Source organism: Qipengyuania seohaensis (assembly GCF_002795865.1).
GTDB classification, from domain to species: Bacteria; Pseudomonadota; Alphaproteobacteria; order Sphingomonadales; family Sphingomonadaceae; genus Qipengyuania; species Qipengyuania seohaensis.
This window is the reverse complement of the sequence record NZ_CP024920.1, coordinates 1904321-1925618: the sequence shown is the minus strand read 5'-3', so window position 1 is coordinate 1925618 and position 21298 is coordinate 1904321. Positions and strand designations below refer to the sequence as shown.

Genomic DNA, 21298 nt, shown 5'->3' with positions numbered 1-21298 from the left:
GCACATCAAAGTCCTTGGCCCGGTGCCCCGCTCCCGTTAGCACGGAGAGCGGAGGGATAAATTGAACGCAAAACAGATCGGACTGATCGTCGGGGCCTTGGGCCTCCTGACGGGCATTCTTGCGCCGATGCCAACCGGCATGTCGCGCGAGGCCGGTGTCGTCGCGGGGCTGGTCGTGCTGATGGCAGCATGGTGGATGACGGAGGCGATGCCCCTCACCGCCACCGCGCTGATGCCCTTCCTCGTGTTACCCTTTGCCGGGGTGATGGACGCGAAGGCTACCGCCGGTTCCTATTATTCGCCAATCCTGTTCCTGATCCTGGGCGGGGCGTTCATCGCACTGGCGATCGAGCGGACGGGGTTGCATCGCCGCCTTGCCCTCGCTCTCCTGCGTGCGGTCGGGAGCGGCAGCCAGACGGGCGTGCTGCTGGCCTTCATGATAACCGCCGCCATACTTTCCATGTTGATTTCCAACACTTCGACTGCGCTGATCATGATGCCCATGGCAGTAGCGGTGCTTGCGGGCGGCGGACTTGCGGACAGCGAACAGGATGGGCTGGCAGGTGCACTTCCAATGGGCATCGCATTTGCGGCCAGCATCGGCGGATTGGGCACGCTGGTGGGATCGCCCACAAACGCGATTGCTGTCGGTCTGCTGGATAGCTTGACCGGCACACGCATCACCTTTGCGGACTGGGCATTCTATGGCCTTCCCGTGGTCGCCATCGGCATTCCTGTCGCTGCCTGGCTGATTGCCCGCGTGCAGCGCGTGTCCGCCCATCCGTTCGACGCCAAAGCCGCCAGAGCAGCTATCGATACGCAAAGCGCGTGGTCCAACGCGGAGCGACGCCTGGTGCCGCTGATCGCCGTCACCTTCCTGCTCTGGATGGGCCAGCGCTGGATCGCACCCTACCTGCCAGCAGGTTCGCTGACCGACGGGACCATTGCCATCGGCATGAGCCTGCTGCTGTTCCTGCTGCCAGACGGGACCGGTCGTCCGATGCTGAAGTGGGACGAAGCGGACAAGGCGCCATGGGGCGTGATCATGATGTTCGGTGGCGGCCTGGCGCTTGCTGCCGGAATGTCTGCCAGCGGCCTGGCCGACTGGCTCGGCAATGCTTTGCTGCCGCTCGAAAATTGGCCCCTCATCCTGGTCGCGCTGGCAATCGTGGCAATGGTCGTCCTGATTACCGAGTTTGCGAGCAATGTTGCGACCGCGAGCGGGATTATCCCGGTGGTTGCAAGCCTGGTGGTGGCGCTGGGCGCCGATCCCATCCTGCTCGCCATGCCGGCCGCACTCGCAGCCAGCTGGGGCTTCATGCTGCCGGCTGGAACAGGCCCCAATGCAATTGCCTGGGCAACCGGGCGGATCAGGATCGAACGGATGGTGAAGGCCGGCATCCTTCTCGACCTAGTCGGCATAATCGTGATCGTCTTCGTGGTTTGGGGAATGGCCACCCTTGCCGCTTGAAAAGGCGCCTGACGCTCCGTAATCCACGCCGCATTGCTACGGCGTGCGGAGAGGCGTTCCTGCGGAGGTTAGGAGCGGGTGCCGCATGGCCCGAAATCAGCTCCCGCCTTCCTGGGAGCGCCGTTGCAGGAAGGATGCTCACCCATGAGCGACAACGACATCGACCCCACCAGCCCCCGCATGGCGCCCAAGCGCAAGATTCCCGAAGTCGGCGGACGCCCCCTCAAGCCCAGCACTCTGATGATGGGTCATGGATTTGACCCCACTCTTTCGGAAGGCAGCCTCAAGGCTCCCATCTTCCTTACCTCGACCTTCGCGTTCCCGAGTGCAGCAGACGGCAAGAGGCATTTCGAGGGCATCACCGGCAAGCGTCCCGGCGGAGCCGACGGCCTCGTCTATTCGCGCTTCAACGCACCCAACCAGGAAATCCTCGAGGATCGTCTGGCTGTCTGGGACGGCGCTGAAGAAGCGCTGTCCTTCTCCAGCGGCATGACCGCCATCGCCGTTCTTCTCCTGGCTGCCTGCAAGGCAGGCGACGTAATTGTCCACTCAGGTCCTTTGTACGCTGCCTCGGAAGGCTTCATCGCGAAGACGATGGCGAAATACGGCGTGACCTTCATCGACTTCCCTGCTGGCGCCAGCCGCGAACAGCTCGATGATGTCATGACCCGCGCAAAGGCGATGGCGGACGAACAGGGCGGCGAGGTGCCGATGATCTACCTCGAAAGCCCCGGCAACCCGACCAATGCGCTCGTGGATATCGAAGCGGTCAAGGAAGCGCGCGATGCGCATTTCGATCCTGATCGCTGCTCTATCGCGATCGACAACACTTTCCTTGGCCCCTTGTGGCAGCGCCCGCTCGACCATGGCGCAGATCTCGTGGTGTACTCGCTGACCAAATACGTCGGCGGTCATTCGGATCTCGTCGCGGGCAGCGTGGTCGGCAAGAAGCGCTTCATCGACGCTATCCGCATGCTCCGCAACACGATGGGGGGCATTTGCGATCCCAACACCGCGTGGATGCTCTGCCGCAGCCTCGAAACGGTCGAACTGCGGATGCAGCGCGCCGGTGAAAATGCGGAGAAGGTGTGTGAATATCTCGCTAAGCACCCCAAGGTCGAAGGCCTCGGTTATCTCGGCATGATCAAGGACGAGCGCCAGCAGGACATCTACAACCGACACTGCCTCGGTGCAGGCTCGACCTTCTCGCTCCTGCTCAAGGGCGGCGAAGCGGAATGCTTCCGTTTCCTCGACGCGCTGAAGATCGCCAAGCTTGCGGTCAGCCTCGGCGGTACCGAAACACTTGCCAGCCACCCGGCCAGCATGACGCATCTATCGGTCCCCGAAGGGCGCCGCGCGGAATTGGGAATATCGGACAATCTCGTGCGCATCTCCATCGGGATCGAGGACGCGGACGACCTGATTGCCGATTTCGAACAGGCACTGGACGCAGTCTAGAATGACGACACGCATCGGCTTTCTTGCCTGTGCGCAAACGCTGCCTGGCGCGGGAGACCGTCGCGGCGACGCATTCGAGCACGATCTCGTGACCGCTGCACTGCGTCCGGCATTCGAGGAGGCGGGGCTGGAACTCGTCGAAATCGACTGGCGCGCGCCAGTAGACGATTTCGCCGGCATTCCCCTCGTCCTCCTCGGCACCGCCTGGGATTACCAGGATCATCCCGAGGAATTTTTGGCAAAGCTCGATCAGCTGGAGGACGCGGGGATCGCTGTCCACAACCCTGCCAGGATCGTGCGCTGGAATGCCGACAAGGGATATTTGAGAGACCTTTCCGCCAAAGGTGCAGTCACCGTCCCGACGCTGTGGCACGACGATCTCGACGCCGGAGACGTTGAGAATGCGATGGATCACTTCGGGGTCGACCGGGTGGTGGTCAAGCGCCAGGTCGGAGCAGGCGGATTGGGCCAGTTCAGTTTCTCTCGCTCTGCCCTTCCCTCGGCCGATTGGACGATGGGGCGGCCCTGCATGGTGCAGCCGTTCCTTCCGAGCGTTGTAGGGGAGGGAGAATACACCCTGTTCTTCGTCGACGGCGAATTTTCCCATGGCGTGCTCAAGCGTGCCGCTGAAGGCGAATATCGTATCCAGTCGCTCTACGGCGGTTACGAGTGCGATTACGCGCCATCTCCCGAGGATCTGGCAACGGCAAGCAACGTTGTAGCCGCCTTGCCGTTCGAACGTCCGCTCTATTGCCGGGTAGACATGGCGCGGCTTCCCAATGGAATGCTTGCGGTCATGGAAGCGGAGATGATCGAGCCCTATTACTACCCCGAACAGGGGCCGGAGCTCGGAAAGCGCATGTCAGCAGCCATTCTTTCGCGGCTTCGCTGAGAACACGCTTACATTTCCAGGGCGGACATGACTTTCGCCGGGAGCGGCCGGGTAAATTGCACACCGGCTTCGACACCCCTCGTCCAGACGACCTGGCCCGCAAAGGCCAATCTATCGTCGAGCTCGAAAATGATGGTGGCACCGAGTTGCGCAGCCCCGTCGAACAGCTCTAACCGGCACCCGCTCTGCGACAAATCGCACAGGATCGCCCGCTCGCGCTTGCGAAGCACGATGCAGTCGATGACGAGGTTGCTCGCCGCGCGGTCGAAGATGCGTTCCTGCATGGTCATGGCTATTCCCACGACCTTGTATTTAACAAAAAGCAATAAAGGGTAAACGCGGGCTTCACCATCGAAAGCCGCGATTACAAGCGGTTACCGGGATTCAGCCTTTCCACTCACGCCGTTCCTCAGCGGATTTCAGGATTTCATAGGCGAGGGAGTATTTCTGGAACTCCGCCGCGGCATCCTCGTCGCCGGGTTTCACGTCCGGGTGCACTTCCTTTGCCTTGGCCCTGAAGGCCTTCTTCACAGCCGGGAAGTCGGCATCTGCCTCGAGTTCGAGAACATCGAGCGCGCGCATTTCATCAGCCGATCTCGACCCGTCTCCGCTCCCGCTCCAGCCATAATGCTGAGCTTCCGCGTAACCGGCGTTTTCCGATTTCTCGGCTTTAGCTCGAGCCTCTTTCTCGGCCTTGTCGAGACCTTCGAAGTAATCCCATCCGCGGTTGTATTCGGCCGCATGGGCCTGGCAAAACATCCATCGTTCGGGACTGTTAGGTGCCTTGGGCGCGGGGCAATCGCCCACTTCCTCGCAGCCGTGGCGATCGCACAGGCGAACAGTGGCGGTTTCGCGACTGGCTTCGTATCCGCGCCATCGGGGAAATCCCCAGTCATTGGATCGCCTTGCCTTAGGCATCGACAATGGGCGCAAGTGAAGGTGAGCGGGCAATCATGTGGGTCAATCTAGGTGAGATGGCCGGTTTCGCAACGGCTTACGGAAAACCATTTCGCGATGGGTTCTTCCTGCAAGGCGCTGGCGGGCTCGGGAGAGGATGCTCCAAGCCCGCCGCTACCTGCGTATCAGTTGATAGTCACAGTCGCTGCACGGCGGTTCTGTGCCCATGCAGATTCGTTCGAGCCAAGGGCAACGGGGCGCTCCTTGCCATAGCTGACCGTGCGGATGCGGCTGGCGGGAATGCCGACGCTGACGAGATAGTTCTTCGCTGCATTGGCGCGGCGCTCGCCCAGAGCGAGGTTGTAGTCGCGCGTGCCGCGTTCGTCGGTGTGCCCTTCGATGGTGAAGGTAACGCTCGGGTACTGACTGAAATACTGCGCCTGGCGCTGCAGCTTCGCGGAGTCCTCGGCATCGATGTTGTAGCGATCGGTATCGAAGTACACGACCGTGTTCATCTGGCCGACCGCAGCGAGGAAATGTTCCATGCTACCGACGGTAGGACCGGTGGACGCGGTGGGAGTGGGCGTCGTCGTCGTCACATCTTCAGGCGGCGGCGGCAGTTCTTCCGGTGCTTTCTTCTGGCAGGCGGCGAGGGCCAGTGCAGAACTCAACACGGCGGCAGTGGCAATACGTGTATTCATTGGCTGTCCCCTTTTATAAAACAGCTTGTTGCAATCGGTTTGCCCCCGATTGAATGGCGCCCCCACGCTTACTCAAATGCATTTATGGCAGGATCGGTCCCCACGCCGGATCCGAAGCATCGGCGGGAGTGGGAAGCTTGCGCTCGTTTTCGCCCGTCAGGTCCACCTGCCACAGCGAAGTGCGACCGCTGTTGCGTTCGGTGCGGAAGAACTGGACGATCCGTCCGTTCGGAGCCCATGTCGGTGCTTCGTCCTGCCAGCCGCGCGTCAGCTTGCGGAAGCCGCGCCCGCTCGGGTTCATGACCGCCACGTTGAAGTCACCCGCGATGTGCGTGAACGCGATCTGGTCCCCGCGCGGGCTCCATTCCGGGGTCGCGGACCGGCCACCGAAGAAGGACAGGCGTCGCTGGTTCGAACCGTCGGCGTCCATTACGTAAATCTGCTGGCTGCCCGAACGATCACTCTCGAATACGATCTTGCTGCCATCGGGCGAGAACGATCCGCCGATATCGATGCCCGGCGCATCGGTCAGCCGCTCGCTGCGGCCGCCATTAGCCGACACGCGATAGATGTCCGTGTTGCCGCCGACAGCCATGGAATAGAGGATATAGCGTCCATCCGGGCTCCAGCGCGGGGCAAACGTCGGATTGTCGCTTTGCGTGACCAGCGTCTGGCGACCGGTGCCGATGTCGTAAACGTAGATACGCGGGTTACCGTCGATATAGCTGAGATAAACCAGCTGGCGATAATCCGGCGAATAGCGAGGCGTCAGCGCGGTCGAACGGCCGGTCGTGATGAAGCGGTGGTTGGCCCCGTCGCTATCCATGATGGCGAGACGCTTGGTGCGATTATCCTTGGGTCCCGTCTCGGCGATATAGGCGATACGGCTGTCGAAGAACGGGCTCTCGCCGGTCAGGCGCGCATATACGAGGTCGGCGCATTTGTGCGCAGCGCGGCGCCAGTCGGCGGGCGCGACCACCCAACCTTCAGCGACCAGCCGGTCCTGCAGGGCCATGTCATAAAGATAGCAGCCGACGGTCAGGCGATTGTCGCTGCGCGCACGAACGTAGCCGTGTACCAGCATCTCCGCGCCGCGCGTCGACCAGGTCGCCCAGTTCGGAGAAGTGATGTTTGCAAATGCGGGGGTCGGAAGCGAATCCGGACCTGTCGGCTTGAAGAGGCCATTGTTGCGCAGGTTGGAGGTGATGACCCGTGCAAGCTCCACACCGAGTGCCGCCGTACCGTTCGCATTTGCTGGGGTCGCGACGTCCCTATCGGTCGCGAACGCGGGAATCGCGATACCGAGGTCGTCGAGATTGCCTTCGAAACTGACCGATCCGGTGAGCCCACCTTCTTCTGCGATAGTTTCGACAGCCTGGCCTTCCTGCATCGGTTCGCCGAGGTCCTGGTCCTGCGCCGCGAGCGGAGCGGCGAAGAGTGCGAGCGGGATCAGAGCTAGGTATTTCATTGGGCAAGTCTCCAGTCGAAGCCGAAGGGTCCAACCACCTTCCAGGCCTCATAGAATTCTTTCGGCAATTCGAATGGCGCAGCCAGTTGTACGGCGCGAATGGCTTGCTCACCATGGCGACCAGCCTGCGCACGATTGGTGTCGTTGACCCCAGTCTGGCGGACGACGGTGGGCCTGCCGGCAAGGCTACCGTCGGGATTGAGCTGGAACCTCAGGAAGGTCGTAATCTGTTCGACTTCGGGACCGCTGGGAGGCTGCCAGTGAGGCTTGATTTCCCGCGAGATGCGCTGGACTAGCGATGCCTTGGCGCTTGCGCCGATCTGCGATGCGGGAACGCGGGTCTCGTTGGTGGCCGTGCTGTCCCCCGCACCGGCGAGGAAGTTGTCGCCGACGCGTGATCCGCCGGAGCGTTCCGTGCGGCGAGGCTGCGCCTGCTCGCGCGGCTGCTCTCGCCGTGGCTGCAGCCGCGTTTCGCGCGCCGGGGCAGGATTGGGCTGGACACGCGGGGTCGGCCGGTCGACTTGCGGCGTGTCCGGTGCCTCCAGCATTTCGGGCGCAGGGGCGGGGCTGTCCGAAAGTTCCGGCGCGATAGCGGCACGGCTTTCGGCCACGGGCTCGGGTGCCGTAGCCTCGAGGCCGACATCTTCGGCGAGACTTACCGTCATGCGTTGCGTGCGAGGGATTTCGGCGGCGGGCATCAACGCCTGCACGAGCAGCGCGGCCAGCAGGGCAAGGTGCAGCCCGACCGCGATCAGCAGCCCGGTGCGCTCCTCAGTCCTGATACCCGTCCTCTCCATAAGCGCTGGCTATTCCTCGCTCGATGAACCGGGATTGACCGGAGCACTGGCCTGGCCACCATTTGTGATCAGCGAAATGCGATTGAGGCCCGCACGGTTCAATTCTCCCATCACGGCCATGACCCTCCCGTAGTCGAGCGAACGGTCTGCGCGCAGAGTGATATCGGGGCCCTCTCCCTGGCGCGGGATGTTTTCGAGCGCGTCGGGCAAGCCGCCGACGGCGATCTGCGTGTCGTCGATATAGACATAGCCGTCGGAATCTATGCTGATCGAAACTTGCTGCGCTTCCTGTGGCAGAGCGTTTGCGCGGCTGTCGGGCAGTTCGATCGGGACACCTGCGGTGAGCAGCGGCGCGGTGACCATGAAGATGATGAGCAGCACCAGCATGACGTCGACGAAAGGCGTCACGTTGATTTCAGACATGGGGCGCCGCGAACGCCCTCTTCCGCGCCGCGTTCCCTTTGAGGAGGCGAGGCTCATCGCCATGTCAACGCTGCTCCAGCTGGCGGCTGAAAGTGGCGTAGAGGCGGTCGGAGAAGCGATGCAGACCGGCCTCGAAACGCTCGACCGAATGGCTGAAACGGTTGTACGCAATCACGGCAGGAATGGCCGCGAACAGGCCGATAGCCGTGGCGAAAAGCGCTTCGGAGATACCCGGAGCGACCACCGCGAGCGAGGAGCTCTCCTGCGCACCGATCTGGAAGAAGCTGTTCATGATGCCCCAAACCGTGCCGAACAGGCCGACGAAAGGTGCGACGGCCCCGACCGTGGCAAGGAAGTTCAGCCGTTCGGCGATGTCGTCCGCTTCCAGCGCAACCTGGCTTTCCATGGCCGTGGCAATGCGGCTGCGCAGTCCTTCCCGGTCGCGGATCTCGCCCTTGGTAGACTTGCGCCATTCACCGACCGCCGCCTGGGCGACGCGCGCGGACGGGACATCCTTGTTACCGCGATCCGACATGAACCGGTCGAAATTCTCGGCCTGCCAGAAATCGTCCTCGTATTTGCGGGTGCGGCGGCGCAGCGTCTTCATTCGCAGCGAAAACGAAACGATAATCGTCCACACCCAGATGCTGGCCAGGATCAAGCCCAGCATGACAAGCTGCACCACGATGTCGGCATCGAGGAAAAGCTGGATGGGGTCGAGCCGTGTAGGGGCAGCCGCAGCAAGCGTATCGAGTGTGGTCATCGGTCCTCTAATGATCCTGTAAAGCGCGCGAATGCCGCCCGCCATTCTTCGGGCTGGCGTTTCGGCCGCCCTTCCAATGAAATGAAGCCGACGCGCAAATGTGCCTCGGCAAGAAGTTCGTCACCCCGAAAGGCTTTCTGGTGCATTCGGCACGAGGCGGCTTTCAGATCGGTACAGCGCGTCTCAATGAGAACGTCGTCGTCCAGCTTTGCCGGGCGAAGATATTTGAGATTCACCTCGGACAGAGCGTAGGCGCCCTCGCCATTTTCGATCGCGGCACGCTGGTCGATGTCGAGGCGGCGGAGCAAATCGGAACGCGCACGTTCGAACCAGCGCAGGTAATTTGCGTGATATACGATACCCGAGAGGTCCGTATCCTCGTAATAGGCACGCACGGCGTAAAGATGCCGGTCGCCTTGTATTACACCGTCGGGAAAATTGGGCAGTGACATTTAAGACGGCGCTCTAGCGCAGCGAGGATTCGCGGCAAAGCGGCAATTCGTCTGTTTTGCATGAACGGGGGTGAAACGAGATTCACACGCGACGAAATCTATCGCGCGATCATCGGTCCAAGCGGCTGTCCACCGAAGATATGGACGTGGAGATGCGGGACTTCCTGCCCGCCATGCGCGCCGATATTGGCCATCATTCGGTAGCCGGGCTCCACCAGACCCTTGTCACGGGCGACCTTGCCGACTGCGCGAACGAAACCACCGATTTCTTCATCGCTGGCCCGCGCACTAAAGTCGTCCCAGCTCACGTAGCGCCCCTTGGGGATGACGAGCGTGTGCACCTCGGCTTGAGGGTTGATGTCTTCAAAGGCAAATGCCCACTCGTCTTCATAGACCTTGGTCGACGGAATTTCGCCGCGCAGGATCTTCGCGAAGATGTTGTCGTCGTGATAGGGCAGGGTCGGGTCAATCGGCATGTGTCTCTCCGCCTTTCGGACCCCAGAATACAACCCAGGTTTGAAAATCATCCGAAAAATTCACGAAACGGTGGTCCATGCCAGCCGGGACGAAAAGGACGTCTCCCTCGGCCACCTGGACGCTTTCGCCATCGCGCTTAAAACCGCTTGTTCCGGAACGGATGATGTAGAGTTCGTCCTGAGCATGCGGCTGCTGGGTATCGACGCCTACCGGCTTGAACAACTCTACCGTCATCGACCCTTGCGCCATGCCCAGAAAGAACGGTGTGCCCGAACTGCTCAGGCCCTCCTCGAATTCCTGAAAGGGTGTGTGCCAGGCGGTCGGGTTGGTCACGACATGCGGCTCGCTTTTTCGACGAGCCCGGACGTCCCTTCGCGCCGGTCGAGTTCCGCCGTCACATCGGCAAGCGTGATGCCTTTGACCTGCAGCAGCACGATCAGGTGCATCAACAGGTCGGCGCTTTCGCCGATCAGGCCTTCGCGGTCGTCGCTCATTGCGGCAATCACGGCCTCGACAGCCTCCTCACCCACCTTCTGGGCGATCTTCGCGAGGCCCTTCTGGTTGAGCCTGGCGACATAGCTTTCATCCGGCGATGCGTTGAGGCGCTGGGCAATCGTTGCTTCCAGGTGGGTCAGTGTGTCCATGGGTTCAGCCTTGCACCGATCAACCGCGTGCAGGCAAGCCCGCTGCGCGCAAGGCGCGGTGTGCTTCCCCGATCGAATGCTGACCGAAATGGAAGATCGAGGCAGCCAGGACAGCGCTGGCATGACCTTCCGTTACGCCTTCGACGAGGTGGTCGAGCGTACCGACGCCGCCGCTGGCGATCACGGGCACTGACACGCTGTCGGCAATCGTGCGGGTCAGCTCGAGGTCATAGCCCTGTTTGGTGCCATCGCCGTCCATGGAGGTAACGAGCAATTCGCCCGCACCCAATTCAGCAAGTTTCTGCGCGTGTTCGACCGCGTCGATTCCAGTCGGCTTGCGCCCGCCGTGCGTATAGATTTCCCAGCCGCGAAAGCCCTCTCCCTCGGTCTTTGCTCGGGCATCGACCGATGCGACCACGCACTGGCTACCGAACTTCTCGGCAATTTCGCGCACGAGTTCGGGACGGGAGACAGCGGCGGAATTGACAGCCACCTTGTCGGCACCGGCGAGCAGGAGCGCGCGCGCGTCTTCGACACTGCGAACGCCGCCGCCTACGGTCAGCGGCATGAAACACACAGCGGCCGTGCGCCGGACCATGTCGAGAAGCGTTCCGCGCCCTTCATGGCTGGCGGAAATGTCGAGGAAGCACAGTTCGTCCGCACCGGCGCGGTCATAGGCCTGCGCCTGCTCGACCGGATCGCCTGCGTCCTTCAGATCGACGAAGTTGACCCCCTTCACCACGCGGCCATCGCGAACGTCAAGGCAGGGGATGACGCGGACACGAACGGTCATAGGCTAACCAACGCGCTTATTCCAATTGCCAGCATTACCACCGCCATCAATATGCCCCCGAGAGTCGATACGACGCAAAACCAGTAAAGCGTAGGCTGTGCTTCCGCCGAAAAGGGCTTGAGCGCTGGAATCGATATCTGCTTCTCACGAAATGTGCCGAGTAGCTTTGGGATCGAATATACTAAGGTGATAATTGCTATGATGATCGCAAAGATCACAGTTTGTTCACTCATGCCCTGCCCGCCTTCGCAAGCGCCTCGGCCAGATCGAGCCGCCCATCATAGAGCGCGCGGCCGGTGATGACGCCTTCGATGCCTTCGTGAGCGGCCTCGGCAAGCGCCTCGATATCCTCGATCCCCGCGACGCCGCCGCTCGCGATGACGGGGATGTCGACCTGCCGCGCGAGGTCCACGGTCGCCTCGAGGTTCACGCCCTTCAAGAGGCCATCGCGGCCGATGTCGGTGAACAGCAGCGCAGCGACGCCTGCATCCTCGAAGCGGCGGGCGAGATCGACCACGGGCACGTCGGAAACTTCCGCCCAGCCCTCGGTCGCTACCATGCCGTCTTTCGCGTCGACCGCGACCACGATGCCGTTCTCGAATTCGCGCGCCATATCCTTGACGAACTCGGGGTCCTTCAGCGCCGCCGAACCCATCACGATGCGCGAGACCCCGGCGTCGAACCAGCCCTCGACATCCTCGCGCCGCCTGATGCCGCCGCCCAGCTGGACGTGGCCCGGGAAGGCCGCGACGATGCTTTCCACCGCCTCGCGGTTCTGCGCCGAGCCGGCAAAACTGCCGTCGAGGTCGACCACGTGAAGATGTCCAGCGCCAGCTTCGGCGAAGATTGCGGCCTGTGCAGCGGGATCGTCACCATAAATCGTGGCGCGGTCCATGTCGCCTTCGGCAAGGCGCACGACCTTGCCCGCTTTGAGGTCGATGGCGGGAAATACGATCATGGTTTCCACTCGAGAAAACGGGTGAGGAGGCCGAGCCCGAAGCTCTGGCTCTTTTCCGGATGAAATTGCACGCCGAGCAAGTTGTCCCGGCCCACCGCCGCGACCAGCCCGCCGCCGTGGTCAGTCATTGCGAGGACGTCCCGGCCCCGGTCGGCATGGAAGTGGTAGGAATGGAGGAAATAGGCCTCGCCTTCTTCCACGACCGCGTGATCCTCGGCGTGATGGGTCAGCGCAACGTCGTTCCAGCCCATATGCGGTACTTTCACGGTTTCGTCGCGCGGCTGGATCAGGCGGACTTCTCCGGAAATCCAGTCAAGTCCTGGTGTTTCGCCATGCTCCAGCCCGCGCGTCGCCAGCAATTGCATGCCGACACAAATCCCGAGAAAGGGCGCTCCGCCGACGAAAACCCGCTCGTGCATCGCTTCGATAACGCCGCCTTCGGCGCGCAGACCGGCCGCACAGGCGCCGAAACTACCGACGCCCGGCAAGACGATCCGGTCGGCCGCACGCAGTACGTCGGGGTCGGCGGTCACCGTGACCTGCGCGCCCACCTTGCGCAGTGCGTTCTCGACCGAATGCAAGTTACCCGCGCCGTAATCGACGAGGGCGATCACCTCAGCCACCCAACTGCCCCTTCGTGCTCGGGATAGCCCCGCCCTTGCGGGGGTCGATTTCGCAGGCGATCCGCATGGCGCGGGCAAAGCCCTTATAAATGCTCTCGCAGATATGGTGGTTGTTGGTGCCGTAGAGCAGTTCGATATGGAGCGTCAGGCCGCATGTTTGCGCGACCGAGTGGAACCAGTGCTCGATCAGCTCGGTATCCCATTCACCCAGCTTTTCCTGGCTGAAACCGGCTTTCCAAATGAAATAGGGACGCCCCGAAATATCGAGAGCAACGCGCGCCAGCGTTTCGTCCATCGGCGAAAAGGCGCTGCCGTATCGTGCGATCCCACCCTTGTCGCCAAGCGCTTGCGCAAGGGCCTGCCCCAGCGCCAGCGCGCTGTCTTCCGTAGTGTGATGCTGATCGACGTGCAGGTCGCCATCGACCTTCATCGTGACGTCGATGAGCGAGTGTTTGGAAAACTGTTCGACCATATGGTCGAGGAACCCGATCCCGGTCGAGATATCGTAGGAGCCTGTCCCGTCGAGGTCGACCTCGACAAGGATTTTCGTTTCGGCGGTGTTTCGTTCGATACGGCCTGTTCGCATGGCCCGCGCTATAGGCGAGCCAACGCTGCGCGCAAGAAAATGCAGCTACGCGACCGGCAAACTCAGGCTTAAACCGCTTGACCCAAGGCCTTCGGAGTATCACCTAGGGGCGCATGAGCGACGACACGCCAGACAGCCTAATTCCCTACGACACGATCGTGCAGGAAGCCTTGCGCGCCGTGGTTGGCCGTGTTCTCGGTGAAATCGAAGCGGGCGGCAGCGAATTGCCGGGCGCCCATCACTTCTACATCACCTTCAAGACCCACGCGCCGGGCGTGTCGATCCCCGACAGCCTGCGCGAACGCTTCCCGGACGAAATGACCATCGTCCTGCAAAACAAGTTCTGGGACCTGAATGTACGCGAAGACGGCTTCAGCGTCGGCCTGTCCTTCAACCAGATCCCGGCTGCCCTCGACATTCCCTATTCCGCGATCACGCAATTCGTTGATCCCGCGGTCGACTTCGGCCTCCAGTTTCAGGCGACCGTGGCAGACATGGCACCTGCCCCGACCGATCCGGCCGGAAACGATGAGGAACAGGCCGAGGGTGCGCCCGTTGAAGGAGCAGAAGACGGCTCGAACGTCGTTACGGTCGATTTCGGCCGCAAGAAATAGACGCGCGGCCTTAATCCGCGCCACCAAGGGGCAAGGACATGGGCTTTTCCAGCAAGAAAAAACCGAACCACATCACCGATCGAGCGGCAGATGCGCTTGAGAAGGCAACCGATAGCAATCCAGCGAAGGATGACCCGGTACCGGGACCAAGCACCAATCCATCGACCAATCTCATCATCAACGACATCCTGCTTCGCAGCGTCGGACGCCTCTCGCGGCTGACGGTCGAAAAGATGGTTCTCGGGCGTCAGTACGGCAGCCAGTTCGCCAAGGACGCGGTCGAAAACCGGTCCATCGTCCACACGCTCGCAGCCTATGGCGTGACCAAGGTCGCGACAAAGTCCGTGCCCGGCGCGATTGCAGTTTCTTCGGCGCTTGCCCTCAAGATTCTCTTCGACCGCAGCCAGTCGCGCCGCAAGGCACGCAGGTCGGGCCAGAAGGTGCTGCGCAAGCAAGCGGACTCAGACAGCGCCGTGTGATTTCTTGCCCATGGGCTTGATCATTGGCCGTGAGATGCGCCAACAGCGCGCATGGCCGATTCCACACCTGCGCAGGAAGCGCTCGCTCGACGCGGGCTGATGTTCATCCTCTCCTCCCCGAGCGGGGCGGGAAAGACGACGATTTCCCGCATGCTGCTGGAGGCCGACGACGAGATCAAACTGTCGGTCAGTGTCACCACCCGCCCTCCTCGCCCCGGCGAGAAGGATGGCGTGCATTATTACTTCGTGGACGATGCCGAGTTTGACCGCATGGTCGAGGAAGACGATTTCTACGAATGGGCGACCGTCTTCGGCCATCGCTACGGCACGCCGAAGGGCCGCATTCGTGCTGCACTGAAAGACGGGCAGGACTTCCTCTTCGACATCGACTGGCAGGGCACGCAGCAGCTTTACCAGAAAGACCAGCAAGACGTAGTTCGAGTCTTCATCCTGCCGCCCAGTATCGATGAATTGCGCCGCCGCCTCGAAACGCGTGCGCAGGACGAAGAAGAGGTTATCGACGCCCGTATGGAGCGCGCGAGAGCCGAAATAAGCCACTGGGACGCTTACGACTACGTGGTCATCAATGAAGACGTGAACGCGTGCTTTGCGAAAGTTCGCGAGATTCTCGACGCAGAGCGCATGAAGCGCCAGCGCCAGACCGGCCTCATCCCCTTCGTGCGTGAATTGATGAGTTGATCATGGCGAGCGGAGTGGCAAGCCTCACCGATCGCGAACGCGAAGTCCTCCGCTTGCTGCTCGCCGGCCACACGGCCAAGACCATTGCCATCGAGCTCGATCTATCGGTGCATACCGTCAATGACTACCTGCGCGAGGCCCGCAAGAAACTGGGGGTCTCGACGAGCCGTGAGGCCGCCAGAATCTTGGGGGATACGGAAGCGCAGCCCCCCTCCAGACTTGGGGCCGAAGAAATAGGGATGCAACGAAGGTCTGCGGACGTGGATACTTCACCTCCATCGCAACACCGGGGAGAAAGGTCATACCTCCCCTGGATCATCGGAGGTATTCTCATGTTCGCAGCAGCCATCGCAGCCGCACTTTTCCTATCTTCCGCCGGTTCGACCGAGGCCGAGCAACCCGCAACCGAAACGAGTGCTCAGGACGCAGTCATCGAAACAGCTGCGCGCAATTGGGTGCGCCTGATCGACAATGGCGACTATGCGGAAAGCTGGGCGCAGGCCGGACCCACATTCAAGTCGGCGGTGACCGCCGAGACCTGGACAGCGAAAGCCGCACCCGTTCGTGAACCGTTAGGCGCGCTGGTCTCGCGCACGGTCGAGACTGTCTCTGCCCATTCCGCTCTGCCGGGAGCGCCCGACGGCCAACTCATGATCATCACATTCGCTACGGACTTCGCCGAGGCAAGCGGCACAAAAGAGACTGTCGTCTTGAGCCTGGAAGAAGGCAGTTGGGGCGTGGTCGGGTACTTCATCAAGTAAGCCGGCGGCCAGCGGACCAGGAAACCCTGCCAAAAGGATACTGCCAATTCCGACGCTTCTTCCCTCCCCGAGTATTGGCGCGGGGCAGGGAAGAAGCTAAGGTTAAGGCGAATGGATCTCCAAAGATCATACGACGTTTTCGGGCGCCTGACGGACAAGCAGCGCGAGGCGCTGGACCTTGCCGCGCAAGGTTTCACCTCGAAAGAAATTGCGCGCCAGCTCGAAATCTCTCCCCACTCGGTAGACAAGCGTATCGACGCCGTGCGCACGCAGCTCGATGCGATGCCTCGCCAGAGGCTCGTGCGAGAGTTTCGCGAGTGGGACGAAAGGTGTCATTCAATCACCGGTGGGCAGATCACCGTCGAAAACAATCCGGATCCGGGGTCAGAAGAAAGCACGCAGTCGACAGGTGAAACGCTTGTCTTTGGCGATGCTCTGGTCCTCGGGTCGCATGAAACAAGAGAGAGCCAGGCTCGCCGGCTGCGGTCGGGGATCAGACCGTCTGATCTGAGCGTGGGCTGGCGACTTCTGCTGGTCCTGATGGCCGCTTTCCTTGCCGCGGCAGCCTTCGTGCTGGTGGTGGCAGCAGGCAATGTCCTGGGGGACCTGCTCAGCTGACGGTCGTCGATCCCCGGCATTCAAATGCCAAGACGAGGATCGCAATGCTTGACCGTAACTCCGCCACCGCCCGGCTCACACGCCAGATGCAATCCACAGAGAGCGCCGTTTCCGACGCCCTCATTCAGTCGCTATCCCTGATGCACACCGCAGCCATGGCACAGCGCGATATCGATTCAAATGTGCACGATAGCCAGGCCGCCCTCTTGCGTATGGGCAAGCTGATCGACGGACTTCTTTCCGCCCAATCCGCCGCGCTGCGGGTTCATGGCCACCTCGCGGACATCGCCCGCGAGGTGAACGGACCGGACGAGCCGACCTGTCCCGATCGCGAATTCTTTACAACGGGCCTGGCCGCAAATGCCGGCTGATTGCTTTTTGGATCGAGATCGGTCAGCGCGCATGGATGACCCGGTTCCTCCTGCAAGTGGCGCTCGTAATTCTCGTCGTACTTTTCGCCATGCGAAAGGGCGGGAAACCGGAGCGGCAAATCGCGCTGATCCTCTTCGGGATGCTGGCTGCGAACACGCTTTATGGCGTTCTTGTCGGTTGGTGGTCGGACTATGACCAGATACCCTGGTATCGGGTCGTACTCGACTGCATCGGTTTCGGCCTCATCCTCACAGTCGCATTGCGTGCCGACCGTTGGTGGCCGCTATGGGTAAGTGGGGTCCAGCTACTCTCCGTCCTCGCGCATCTGTTGCGCGCGCTGGACGCCGATCTTCATCCCTTGGTGTACGCCGTCATGGAGCGCTGGCCATACTGGATGGCAATCGGCCTGACTGGCCTGGGAACGTACTTGTACGCGAGCCGAGTGAGAACCGCCTCGAACGGCTGACGAATATGCTGGAAGGTCGCCATCCCGATCCGGGAAAGGCGGCGGAACAGCTACTGAGCCAGTTCAGCCCGGTTGTGTCGCTGCACGGGCTGCAAGTCAGTGATCGCGAAGCGGTCGGCCCAGTATGCCCTCAGCGTTGGACGCTCGGAATGGTCCTCGCCCGCTGGTTGGTCCGACTGGGCCTGACACAGGAAGACCCTGTCCCTAGCGAACCGCTGACCGAGACGCGGAGCGAGCTGCGCCAGAAGCTCTTCGATTCAATGAGCCGCCTGGAAACCGAACGCATGGTGGCAATCTTCGCCGATTCCGCGGGGCGGATAATCTCTCAGGAACTGGTTGCAGAAGGCGACAAGGGGCAACTGCGCCTGTCCTTGCGGCAACTCTTCACCAAGGCTCTCAAAAGAGACGCCAAGCGCATGATTATCGCCCACAACCACCCTTCGGGTTGTGCCACGCCCAGCGAAAACGATATTTCGAGCACCAGGCGACTGAACGATTATGCCCGTAGCCTTGGCATTACGCTCGAAGATCATCTCATTATCGGCGCGGCGGATATCACCAGCATGCGTACGCTGGGGCTGCTCACTTGAGGCCCACCGCGGCGTCGAAATAAGTCGGGGGCGATCGAACCGCTTCGATCGCCCCCGATTTCATTCCTACGAAAGGAAAGTTTTCACCGACCGCCCGCCGGATCGGCAAAGTGCGTCGGCAGGTGTGCATTCACGATGCCTCCATCGACTGCAATCGTTTCACCGACCGTGTAATCGCCGGCACGGCTGGCGAGGTAGACGCAGCTGCCGCCCATATCGAACTTGTCGCCCACACGCTTGTTGGGGATGCCCGCAGCGCTCGCCTCGGCATGATCGCGCGCGACCTTGTTCATGTTCGACGGGAATGCACCCGGAGCGATACCGGTCACGTATACATGGTCCTTGACCAACCGCGCGGCCATGCGGCGCGTCAGGTGGATCAGCGCAGCCTTCGATGCCTGATAGGAATAGGTCTCCCAAGGATTTATCCTGAGGCCGTCGATGCTGGCGATATTGATGACCTTGCCAGGCTTGTCCTGGCTGGCCTCTGCAGTCAGCAGTTTATGCAGGCGCTGGGTCAGGAAGAACGGTGTCTTCACATTGAGGTCCATGACCTTGTCCCAGCCTTCTTCGGGGAATTCGAGGTAGTCGGCGCCCCATGCAGCCCCTGCATTATTGACCAGGATGTCGAGTTTGCTTTCCCGACCGGAAATTTCCGCCACCAGTTCGTCAATGCCTTCGAGCGTCGAGATGTCGCCCTGAATGGGAACGACGCGCTCGCCCAGTTCTTCGGCAGTTTCGTGCAGTTCGCCGCCCTTGCGCGCCGTGATGTAGACCCGCTCGCAACCGGCTGCGAGGAAGCCTTCGACGATCATGCGGCCGATGCCGCGGCTGCCGCCGGTGACCAGCGCGTTGCGGCCCTCGAGGCTGAACATATCTTCGAGTGTCATTGTCTCTCTCCCGCTCAATAGCCGCTAAGTTCGGCCACGCGGCCTGCGTGGTAATACATGTCGCCGAGGAATTCCTGCAGCGCGCGATCACGCTTCATGTAGAGGCCGATGTCATATTCGTCGGTCATGCCGATACCGCCATGCATTTGGACGCCTTCCTTCACGGCAAGGCCTGCCGCCTTGGCGACCTTGGCCTTGGCTACCGATATCATCAGGTCGGCTTTTTCACTGCCGCCGTCGAGTAGTTGCGCCGCCTTCATCGTGACTGCTCGGGCGATCTCGACTTCCGAGTAGAGATGCGCTGCACGGTGCTGCAGCGCCTGGAATTCGCCGATCAGCTTGCCGAACTGCTTGCGCTGCTTGAGGTAATCGACGGTCATGTCCATCGCCCCGCTGGCGACACCGACGCCTTCTGCAGCGGCCCCGATACGGCCCGCGGCAAGCATCGCGTTGAGGATCTCGCGCCCGCCGTCAACTTCACCGATCACGGCATCGCCGTCGAGCTCGGTTCCATCGAATTTCGTGTGGGTGGCCATCGAGCTGTCGACGAGGCGCACCGCATCGTGGCTCATGTTGGCCGCGTCCTTCGGAACCGCGAACAGCGTGATCCCGTCCACATCGTCGTCGCTGCCCGAAGTGCGCGCAGCCACGACGAGCATGTCGGAGCTTGCACCATGGAGAACGAAGTCCTTCTGGCCGGTCAGCTTGAAACCGTTGCCCGACTTTTCAGCCTTGGTCCTGATGGTCTCGGGGCGATGCTTCGCACCCTCGTCGATGGCGACCGTGTAGACATGGTCGCCGGAAACAAGGCCGGGAAGCCAACGCTCACGCGCATTGTTGTCAGCGTGCTTGAGCGCAGTCGCCGCCAGCACCGAGCTGGCAAGGAAAGGGGATGGCGTGAGATTGCGGCCGATTTCCTCGAGCACGATCCCAGCTTCGTAGCTGCCCATGCCAAGCCCGCCGTCGTCTTCGCTCACCAGCATGCCGGTGAAGCCCATTTCGGCAAACTGCTTCCACAAGCCGTGGCCGAAGCCGTCCTTGCAGTCGCGGTCGCGCCAGTGGCGCAGCTGTTTGGCGATGGCACCTTCTTCGGCCATGAACTGGCTTGCGGTTTCGGCCAGCATCGCCTGGTCGTCGTCGTGATAAAGCGGCATGGATCAGGCTCCCGGCAGGTCGAGAATGCGTTTGGAAATGACGTTGAGCATGACTTCGCTCGTGCCGCCTTCGATGGAATTGGCCTTGGTACGCAGCCAGTTGCGCGCCGGCTTGCCGCCCCGCGTTTCCTCGCTGTCCCATTCCAGGGCACGACTTCCGCCGGCGGCCATCATCAATTCGTGGCGCGTCTTGTTCAGCTCCGTCCCGACATATTTCATCATGTTGGGCTGTGCGGGATGGCCCTTGCCGGCCTTCATCTCGTCGAGGAATTTCTCGCCCATCGCCGAATAGGCCAGCGCGTCGACGTCGAACATGGCCAGCTCTGCCCGCAGGACCGCGTCGAGTTCACCGCTCATGCGCTTCATCGCCGCACCGATCGCCGCAGTGCGATCGCCGCCGCCGGCACCCGAGATCATCTCGCGTTCGTGACCGAGCAGGTACTTCGCCACATCCCAGCCGCGATTGATCTCACCGACATAGCCGGGGATGTCCTCGCCATAGGATTTGGGAACCTTCACATCGTCCATGAAGGTTTCGCAGAACGGACTGTTGCCGCTGATCAGCTTGATCGGCTTGGTCGAGACACCATCGCTGGTCATGTCGAACAGCATGAAGGTGATGCCCTGGTACTTGTTTTCCTTGTCCGTGCGGACGAGGCAGAAAATCCAGTCGGCTTCGTCGGCATAGGAGGTCCAGATCTTCTGGCCATTAACGATCCAGTGATCCCCCTTGTCCTCGCCGAAGGTCTGCATCGAGACGAGATCCGAACCCGAACCCGGCTCCGAATACCCCTGGCACCAGCGAATTTCGCCGCGAGCGATTTCGTTGAGGAACTTCTGCTTCTGCCCTTCGGTGCCGAATTTCAGCAGCGCCGGGCCGAGCATCCAGATACCGAAGCTCGACAGCGGGGGACGAGCACCGATCCGCGACATTTCCTGGCGCAGGATCTTTCCTTCGGCCGGCGTCAGACCGGCACCGCCATAGGCTTCCGGCCATTCGGCCACGGTGTAGCCCTTGTCGCGGCAGGCCTCGAACCAGGCTTTCTGCGCATCGTTCTTGAATGTGGCATTGCGGCCACCCCAGTAGACGTCGTCTTCGTCCTTCACAGGTTGGCGCATTTCGGGCGGACAATTGGCTTCGAGCCATTCGCGCACTTCGGCGCGGAACGCTTCGTGATCCGACATATCGGGGCTCCTCTCTGGTTCTCTCTCGTCTTGCGACTTGACGTTTACGTTAGGGTGATTCGGCGGC

The 21298-nt window shown here is 61.6% G+C and carries 29 protein-coding genes and 1 pseudogene; 11 read left to right on the top strand and 19 right to left on the bottom strand.

All coding sequences use genetic code 11. The features are described 5' to 3' along the window. Positions 1-61: 61 nt before the first annotated feature. From CVE41_RS09510 to CVE41_RS09500, 3 genes are all read left to right on the top strand, one after another. A complete protein-coding gene (locus tag CVE41_RS09510; RefSeq protein ID WP_100260430.1) occupies positions 62-1471 on the top strand; it encodes an SLC13 family permease in 1410 nt (469 codons plus the stop codon). Positions 1472-1615: 144 nt separating this feature from the next. Then, on the top strand, positions 1616-2929 hold the full coding sequence (locus CVE41_RS09505) for a cystathionine gamma-synthase family protein (protein WP_198507642.1): 1314 nt from the start codon (positions 1616-1618) through the stop codon (positions 2927-2929). 1 nt (position 2930) lies between these two features. Beyond that, positions 2931-3821 (top strand): ATP-grasp domain-containing protein, encoded by an 891-nt coding sequence (locus CVE41_RS09500; protein WP_232725633.1) that lies wholly within the window; start codon positions 2931-2933, stop codon positions 3819-3821. Positions 3822-3829: 8 nt separating this feature from the next. Here the strand turns inward: CVE41_RS09500 and CVE41_RS09495 are convergent, their stop codons facing one another. From CVE41_RS09495 to hisB, 16 genes are all read right to left on the bottom strand, one after another. After that, positions 3830-4111, bottom strand: a complete 282-nt coding sequence (locus tag CVE41_RS09495) for a PilZ domain-containing protein (RefSeq protein WP_100260429.1) — start codon at positions 4109-4111, stop codon at positions 3830-3832. Positions 4112-4205: 94 nt separating this feature from the next. Further along, positions 4206-4739, bottom strand: a complete 534-nt coding sequence (locus tag CVE41_RS09490) for a J domain-containing protein (protein WP_100260428.1) — start codon at positions 4737-4739, stop codon at positions 4206-4208. Positions 4740-4903: 164 nt separating this feature from the next. Next, on the bottom strand, positions 4904-5419 hold the full coding sequence (pal, locus tag CVE41_RS09485; protein WP_100260427.1) for a peptidoglycan-associated lipoprotein Pal: 516 nt from the start codon (positions 5417-5419) through the stop codon (positions 4904-4906). Positions 5420-5501: 82 nt separating this feature from the next. Further along, on the bottom strand, positions 5502-6887 hold the full coding sequence (gene tolB / locus CVE41_RS09480; RefSeq protein WP_100260426.1) for a Tol-Pal system beta propeller repeat protein TolB: 1386 nt from the start codon (positions 6885-6887) through the stop codon (positions 5502-5504). Further along, positions 6884-7684, bottom strand: coding sequence for an energy transducer TonB (locus CVE41_RS09475; RefSeq protein ID WP_100260425.1), 801 nt, complete (start codon positions 7682-7684; stop codon positions 6884-6886). The genes tolB and CVE41_RS09475 overlap by 4 nt, the downstream gene beginning before the upstream one ends. Positions 7685-7693: 9 nt before the next feature. After that, entirely contained in the window at positions 7694-8170 is a 477-nt protein-coding gene (locus CVE41_RS09470) for an ExbD/TolR family protein (RefSeq protein ID WP_100260424.1), read from the bottom strand. Between the two features lies 1 nt (position 8171). After that, positions 8172-8870, bottom strand: coding sequence for a protein TolQ (gene tolQ, locus CVE41_RS09465; RefSeq protein ID WP_100260423.1), 699 nt, complete (start codon positions 8868-8870; stop codon positions 8172-8174). Continuing rightward, entirely contained in the window at positions 8867-9322 is a 456-nt protein-coding gene (locus CVE41_RS09460) for a YbgC/FadM family acyl-CoA thioesterase (protein ID WP_100260422.1), read from the bottom strand. The genes tolQ and CVE41_RS09460 overlap by 4 nt, the downstream gene beginning before the upstream one ends. A 98-nt stretch (positions 9323-9420) precedes the next feature. Continuing rightward, positions 9421-9798: a histidine triad nucleotide-binding protein gene (locus CVE41_RS09455; protein WP_100260421.1), complete on the bottom strand. Its 378-nt coding sequence runs from the start codon at positions 9796-9798 to the stop codon at positions 9421-9423. Beyond that, positions 9788-10132 (bottom strand): cupin domain-containing protein, encoded by a 345-nt coding sequence (locus CVE41_RS09450; RefSeq protein ID WP_198507641.1) that lies wholly within the window; start codon positions 10130-10132, stop codon positions 9788-9790. The genes CVE41_RS09455 and CVE41_RS09450 overlap by 11 nt, the downstream gene beginning before the upstream one ends. Beyond that, positions 10129-10443 carry a phosphoribosyl-ATP diphosphatase gene (locus CVE41_RS09445; protein WP_100260420.1) on the bottom strand — a complete coding sequence of 105 codons (315 nt, stop codon included), beginning with the start codon at positions 10441-10443 and terminating at the stop codon, positions 10129-10131. The genes CVE41_RS09450 and CVE41_RS09445 overlap by 4 nt, the downstream gene beginning before the upstream one ends. A 19-nt stretch (positions 10444-10462) precedes the next feature. After that, the gene (gene hisF / locus CVE41_RS09440; RefSeq protein WP_100260419.1) at positions 10463-11236 is read right to left on the bottom strand and encodes an imidazole glycerol phosphate synthase subunit HisF; all 774 of its coding nucleotides are present in this window, start codon (positions 11234-11236) and stop codon (positions 10463-10465) included. Beyond that, positions 11233-11469 carry a hypothetical protein gene (locus CVE41_RS09435; protein ID WP_100260418.1) on the bottom strand — a complete coding sequence of 79 codons (237 nt, stop codon included), beginning with the start codon at positions 11467-11469 and terminating at the stop codon, positions 11233-11235. Before CVE41_RS09435 ends, hisF begins: the two co-directional genes overlap by 4 nt. Further along, entirely contained in the window at positions 11466-12194 is a 729-nt protein-coding gene (hisA, locus tag CVE41_RS09430; protein ID WP_100260417.1) for a 1-(5-phosphoribosyl)-5-[(5-phosphoribosylamino)methylideneamino]imidazole-4-carboxamide isomerase, read from the bottom strand. The genes CVE41_RS09435 and hisA overlap by 4 nt, the downstream gene beginning before the upstream one ends. Then, on the bottom strand, positions 12191-12817 hold the full coding sequence (hisH, locus tag CVE41_RS09425) for an imidazole glycerol phosphate synthase subunit HisH (protein ID WP_100260416.1): 627 nt from the start codon (positions 12815-12817) through the stop codon (positions 12191-12193). The genes hisA and hisH overlap by 4 nt, the downstream gene beginning before the upstream one ends. Continuing rightward, entirely contained in the window at positions 12810-13403 is a 594-nt protein-coding gene (gene hisB, locus CVE41_RS09420; RefSeq protein ID WP_100260415.1) for an imidazoleglycerol-phosphate dehydratase HisB, read from the bottom strand. The genes hisH and hisB overlap by 8 nt, the downstream gene beginning before the upstream one ends. 113 nt (positions 13404-13516) lie before the next feature. Here hisB and CVE41_RS09415 point away from each other — a divergent pair, with 113 nt between their 5' ends. From CVE41_RS09415 to CVE41_RS09385, 8 genes and pseudogenes are all read left to right on the top strand, one after another. After that, entirely contained in the window at positions 13517-14017 is a 501-nt protein-coding gene (locus CVE41_RS09415; protein WP_100260414.1) for an SspB family protein, read from the top strand. A 38-nt stretch (positions 14018-14055) separates the two neighbouring features. Beyond that, positions 14056-14496 (top strand): hypothetical protein, encoded by a 441-nt coding sequence (locus CVE41_RS09410; RefSeq protein ID WP_100260413.1) that lies wholly within the window; start codon positions 14056-14058, stop codon positions 14494-14496. A 51-nt stretch (positions 14497-14547) separates the two neighbouring features. Next, entirely contained in the window at positions 14548-15195 is a 648-nt protein-coding gene (gmk, locus tag CVE41_RS09405; protein ID WP_100260412.1) for a guanylate kinase, read from the top strand. Positions 15196-15209: 14 nt separating this feature from the next. Beyond that, positions 15210-15956, top strand: a complete 747-nt coding sequence (locus CVE41_RS09400; RefSeq protein ID WP_198507640.1) for a helix-turn-helix domain-containing protein — start codon at positions 15210-15212, stop codon at positions 15954-15956. Between the two features lie 15 nt (positions 15957-15971). Further along, positions 15972-16574, top strand: a pseudogene (locus CVE41_RS09395) (response regulator transcription factor); the annotation flags it as partial. 44 nt (positions 16575-16618) lie between these two features. Next, positions 16619-16945 carry a hypothetical protein gene (locus CVE41_RS09390; protein ID WP_100260409.1) on the top strand — a complete coding sequence of 109 codons (327 nt, stop codon included), beginning with the start codon at positions 16619-16621 and terminating at the stop codon, positions 16943-16945. 35 nt (positions 16946-16980) lie between these two features. Further along, the gene (locus CVE41_RS14630; protein WP_157799469.1) at positions 16981-17412 is read left to right on the top strand and encodes a hypothetical protein; all 432 of its coding nucleotides are present in this window, start codon (positions 16981-16983) and stop codon (positions 17410-17412) included. Between the two features lie 5 nt (positions 17413-17417). Beyond that, positions 17418-18002 carry a JAB domain-containing protein gene (locus tag CVE41_RS09385; RefSeq protein WP_157799468.1) on the top strand — a complete coding sequence of 195 codons (585 nt, stop codon included), beginning with the start codon at positions 17418-17420 and terminating at the stop codon, positions 18000-18002. Between the two features lie 83 nt (positions 18003-18085). On the opposite strand, the gene CVE41_RS09380 is transcribed toward CVE41_RS09385, so the two are convergent. From CVE41_RS09380 to CVE41_RS09370, 3 genes are read right to left on the bottom strand one after another with little or no spacing between them, the layout of a single operon-like run. Next, positions 18086-18892 (bottom strand): SDR family oxidoreductase, encoded by an 807-nt coding sequence (locus CVE41_RS09380; RefSeq protein ID WP_100260407.1) that lies wholly within the window; start codon positions 18890-18892, stop codon positions 18086-18088. A 14-nt stretch (positions 18893-18906) separates the two neighbouring features. Continuing rightward, on the bottom strand, positions 18907-20046 hold the full coding sequence (locus CVE41_RS09375; RefSeq protein WP_100260406.1) for an acyl-CoA dehydrogenase family protein: 1140 nt from the start codon (positions 20044-20046) through the stop codon (positions 18907-18909). A 3-nt stretch (positions 20047-20049) separates the two neighbouring features. Continuing rightward, entirely contained in the window at positions 20050-21231 is a 1182-nt protein-coding gene (locus tag CVE41_RS09370; protein WP_100260405.1) for an acyl-CoA dehydrogenase family protein, read from the bottom strand. Positions 21232-21298 lie beyond the last annotated feature (67 nt).

What these genes read in the sequence shown, in the direction of transcription:
- CVE41_RS09505 (WP_198507642.1), top strand. Translation starts at nt 1,616, where the DNA reads ATGAGCGACAACGACATCGACCCCACCAGCCCCCGCATGGCGCCCAAG.
- CVE41_RS09500 (WP_232725633.1), top strand. Translation starts at nt 2,931, where the DNA reads ATGACGACACGCATCGGCTTTCTTGCCTGTGCGCAAACGCTGCCTGGC.
- CVE41_RS09495 (WP_100260429.1), bottom strand. Translation starts at nt 4,111, where the DNA reads ATGACCATGCAGGAACGCATCTTCGACCGCGCGGCGAGCAACCTCGTC.
- CVE41_RS09490 (WP_100260428.1), bottom strand. Translation starts at nt 4,739, where the DNA reads ATGCCTAAGGCAAGGCGATCCAATGACTGGGGATTTCCCCGATGGCGC.
- pal (WP_100260427.1), bottom strand. Translation starts at nt 5,419, where the DNA reads ATGAATACACGTATTGCCACTGCCGCCGTGTTGAGTTCTGCACTGGCC.
- tolB (WP_100260426.1), bottom strand. Translation starts at nt 6,887, where the DNA reads ATGAAATACCTAGCTCTGATCCCGCTCGCACTCTTCGCCGCTCCGCTC.
- CVE41_RS09475 (WP_100260425.1), bottom strand. Translation starts at nt 7,684, where the DNA reads ATGGAGAGGACGGGTATCAGGACTGAGGAGCGCACCGGGCTGCTGATC.
- CVE41_RS09470 (WP_100260424.1), bottom strand. Translation starts at nt 8,170, where the DNA reads ATGGCGATGAGCCTCGCCTCCTCAAAGGGAACGCGGCGCGGAAGAGGG.
- tolQ (WP_100260423.1), bottom strand. Translation starts at nt 8,870, where the DNA reads ATGACCACACTCGATACGCTTGCTGCGGCTGCCCCTACACGGCTCGAC.
- CVE41_RS09460 (WP_100260422.1), bottom strand. Translation starts at nt 9,322, where the DNA reads ATGTCACTGCCCAATTTTCCCGACGGTGTAATACAAGGCGACCGGCAT.
- CVE41_RS09455 (WP_100260421.1), bottom strand. Translation starts at nt 9,798, where the DNA reads ATGCCGATTGACCCGACCCTGCCCTATCACGACGACAACATCTTCGCG.
- CVE41_RS09445 (WP_100260420.1), bottom strand. Translation starts at nt 10,443, where the DNA reads ATGGACACACTGACCCACCTGGAAGCAACGATTGCCCAGCGCCTCAAC.
- hisF (WP_100260419.1), bottom strand. Translation starts at nt 11,236, where the DNA reads ATGACCGTTCGTGTCCGCGTCATCCCCTGCCTTGACGTTCGCGATGGC.
- CVE41_RS09435 (WP_100260418.1), bottom strand. Translation starts at nt 11,469, where the DNA reads ATGAGTGAACAAACTGTGATCTTTGCGATCATCATAGCAATTATCACC.
- hisA (WP_100260417.1), bottom strand. Translation starts at nt 12,194, where the DNA reads ATGATCGTATTTCCCGCCATCGACCTCAAAGCGGGCAAGGTCGTGCGC.
- hisB (WP_100260415.1), bottom strand. Translation starts at nt 13,403, where the DNA reads ATGCGAACAGGCCGTATCGAACGAAACACCGCCGAAACGAAAATCCTT.
- CVE41_RS09415 (WP_100260414.1), top strand. Translation starts at nt 13,517, where the DNA reads ATGAGCGACGACACGCCAGACAGCCTAATTCCCTACGACACGATCGTG.
- CVE41_RS09410 (WP_100260413.1), top strand. Translation starts at nt 14,056, where the DNA reads ATGGGCTTTTCCAGCAAGAAAAAACCGAACCACATCACCGATCGAGCG.
- gmk (WP_100260412.1), top strand. Translation starts at nt 14,548, where the DNA reads ATGGCCGATTCCACACCTGCGCAGGAAGCGCTCGCTCGACGCGGGCTG.
- CVE41_RS09390 (WP_100260409.1), top strand. Translation starts at nt 16,619, where the DNA reads ATGCTTGACCGTAACTCCGCCACCGCCCGGCTCACACGCCAGATGCAA.
- CVE41_RS14630 (WP_157799469.1), top strand. Translation starts at nt 16,981, where the DNA reads ATGACCCGGTTCCTCCTGCAAGTGGCGCTCGTAATTCTCGTCGTACTT.
- CVE41_RS09385 (WP_157799468.1), top strand. Translation starts at nt 17,418, where the DNA reads ATGCTGGAAGGTCGCCATCCCGATCCGGGAAAGGCGGCGGAACAGCTA.
- CVE41_RS09380 (WP_100260407.1), bottom strand. Translation starts at nt 18,892, where the DNA reads ATGACACTCGAAGATATGTTCAGCCTCGAGGGCCGCAACGCGCTGGTC.
- CVE41_RS09375 (WP_100260406.1), bottom strand. Translation starts at nt 20,046, where the DNA reads ATGCCGCTTTATCACGACGACGACCAGGCGATGCTGGCCGAAACCGCA.
- CVE41_RS09370 (WP_100260405.1), bottom strand. Translation starts at nt 21,231, where the DNA reads ATGTCGGATCACGAAGCGTTCCGCGCCGAAGTGCGCGAATGGCTCGAA.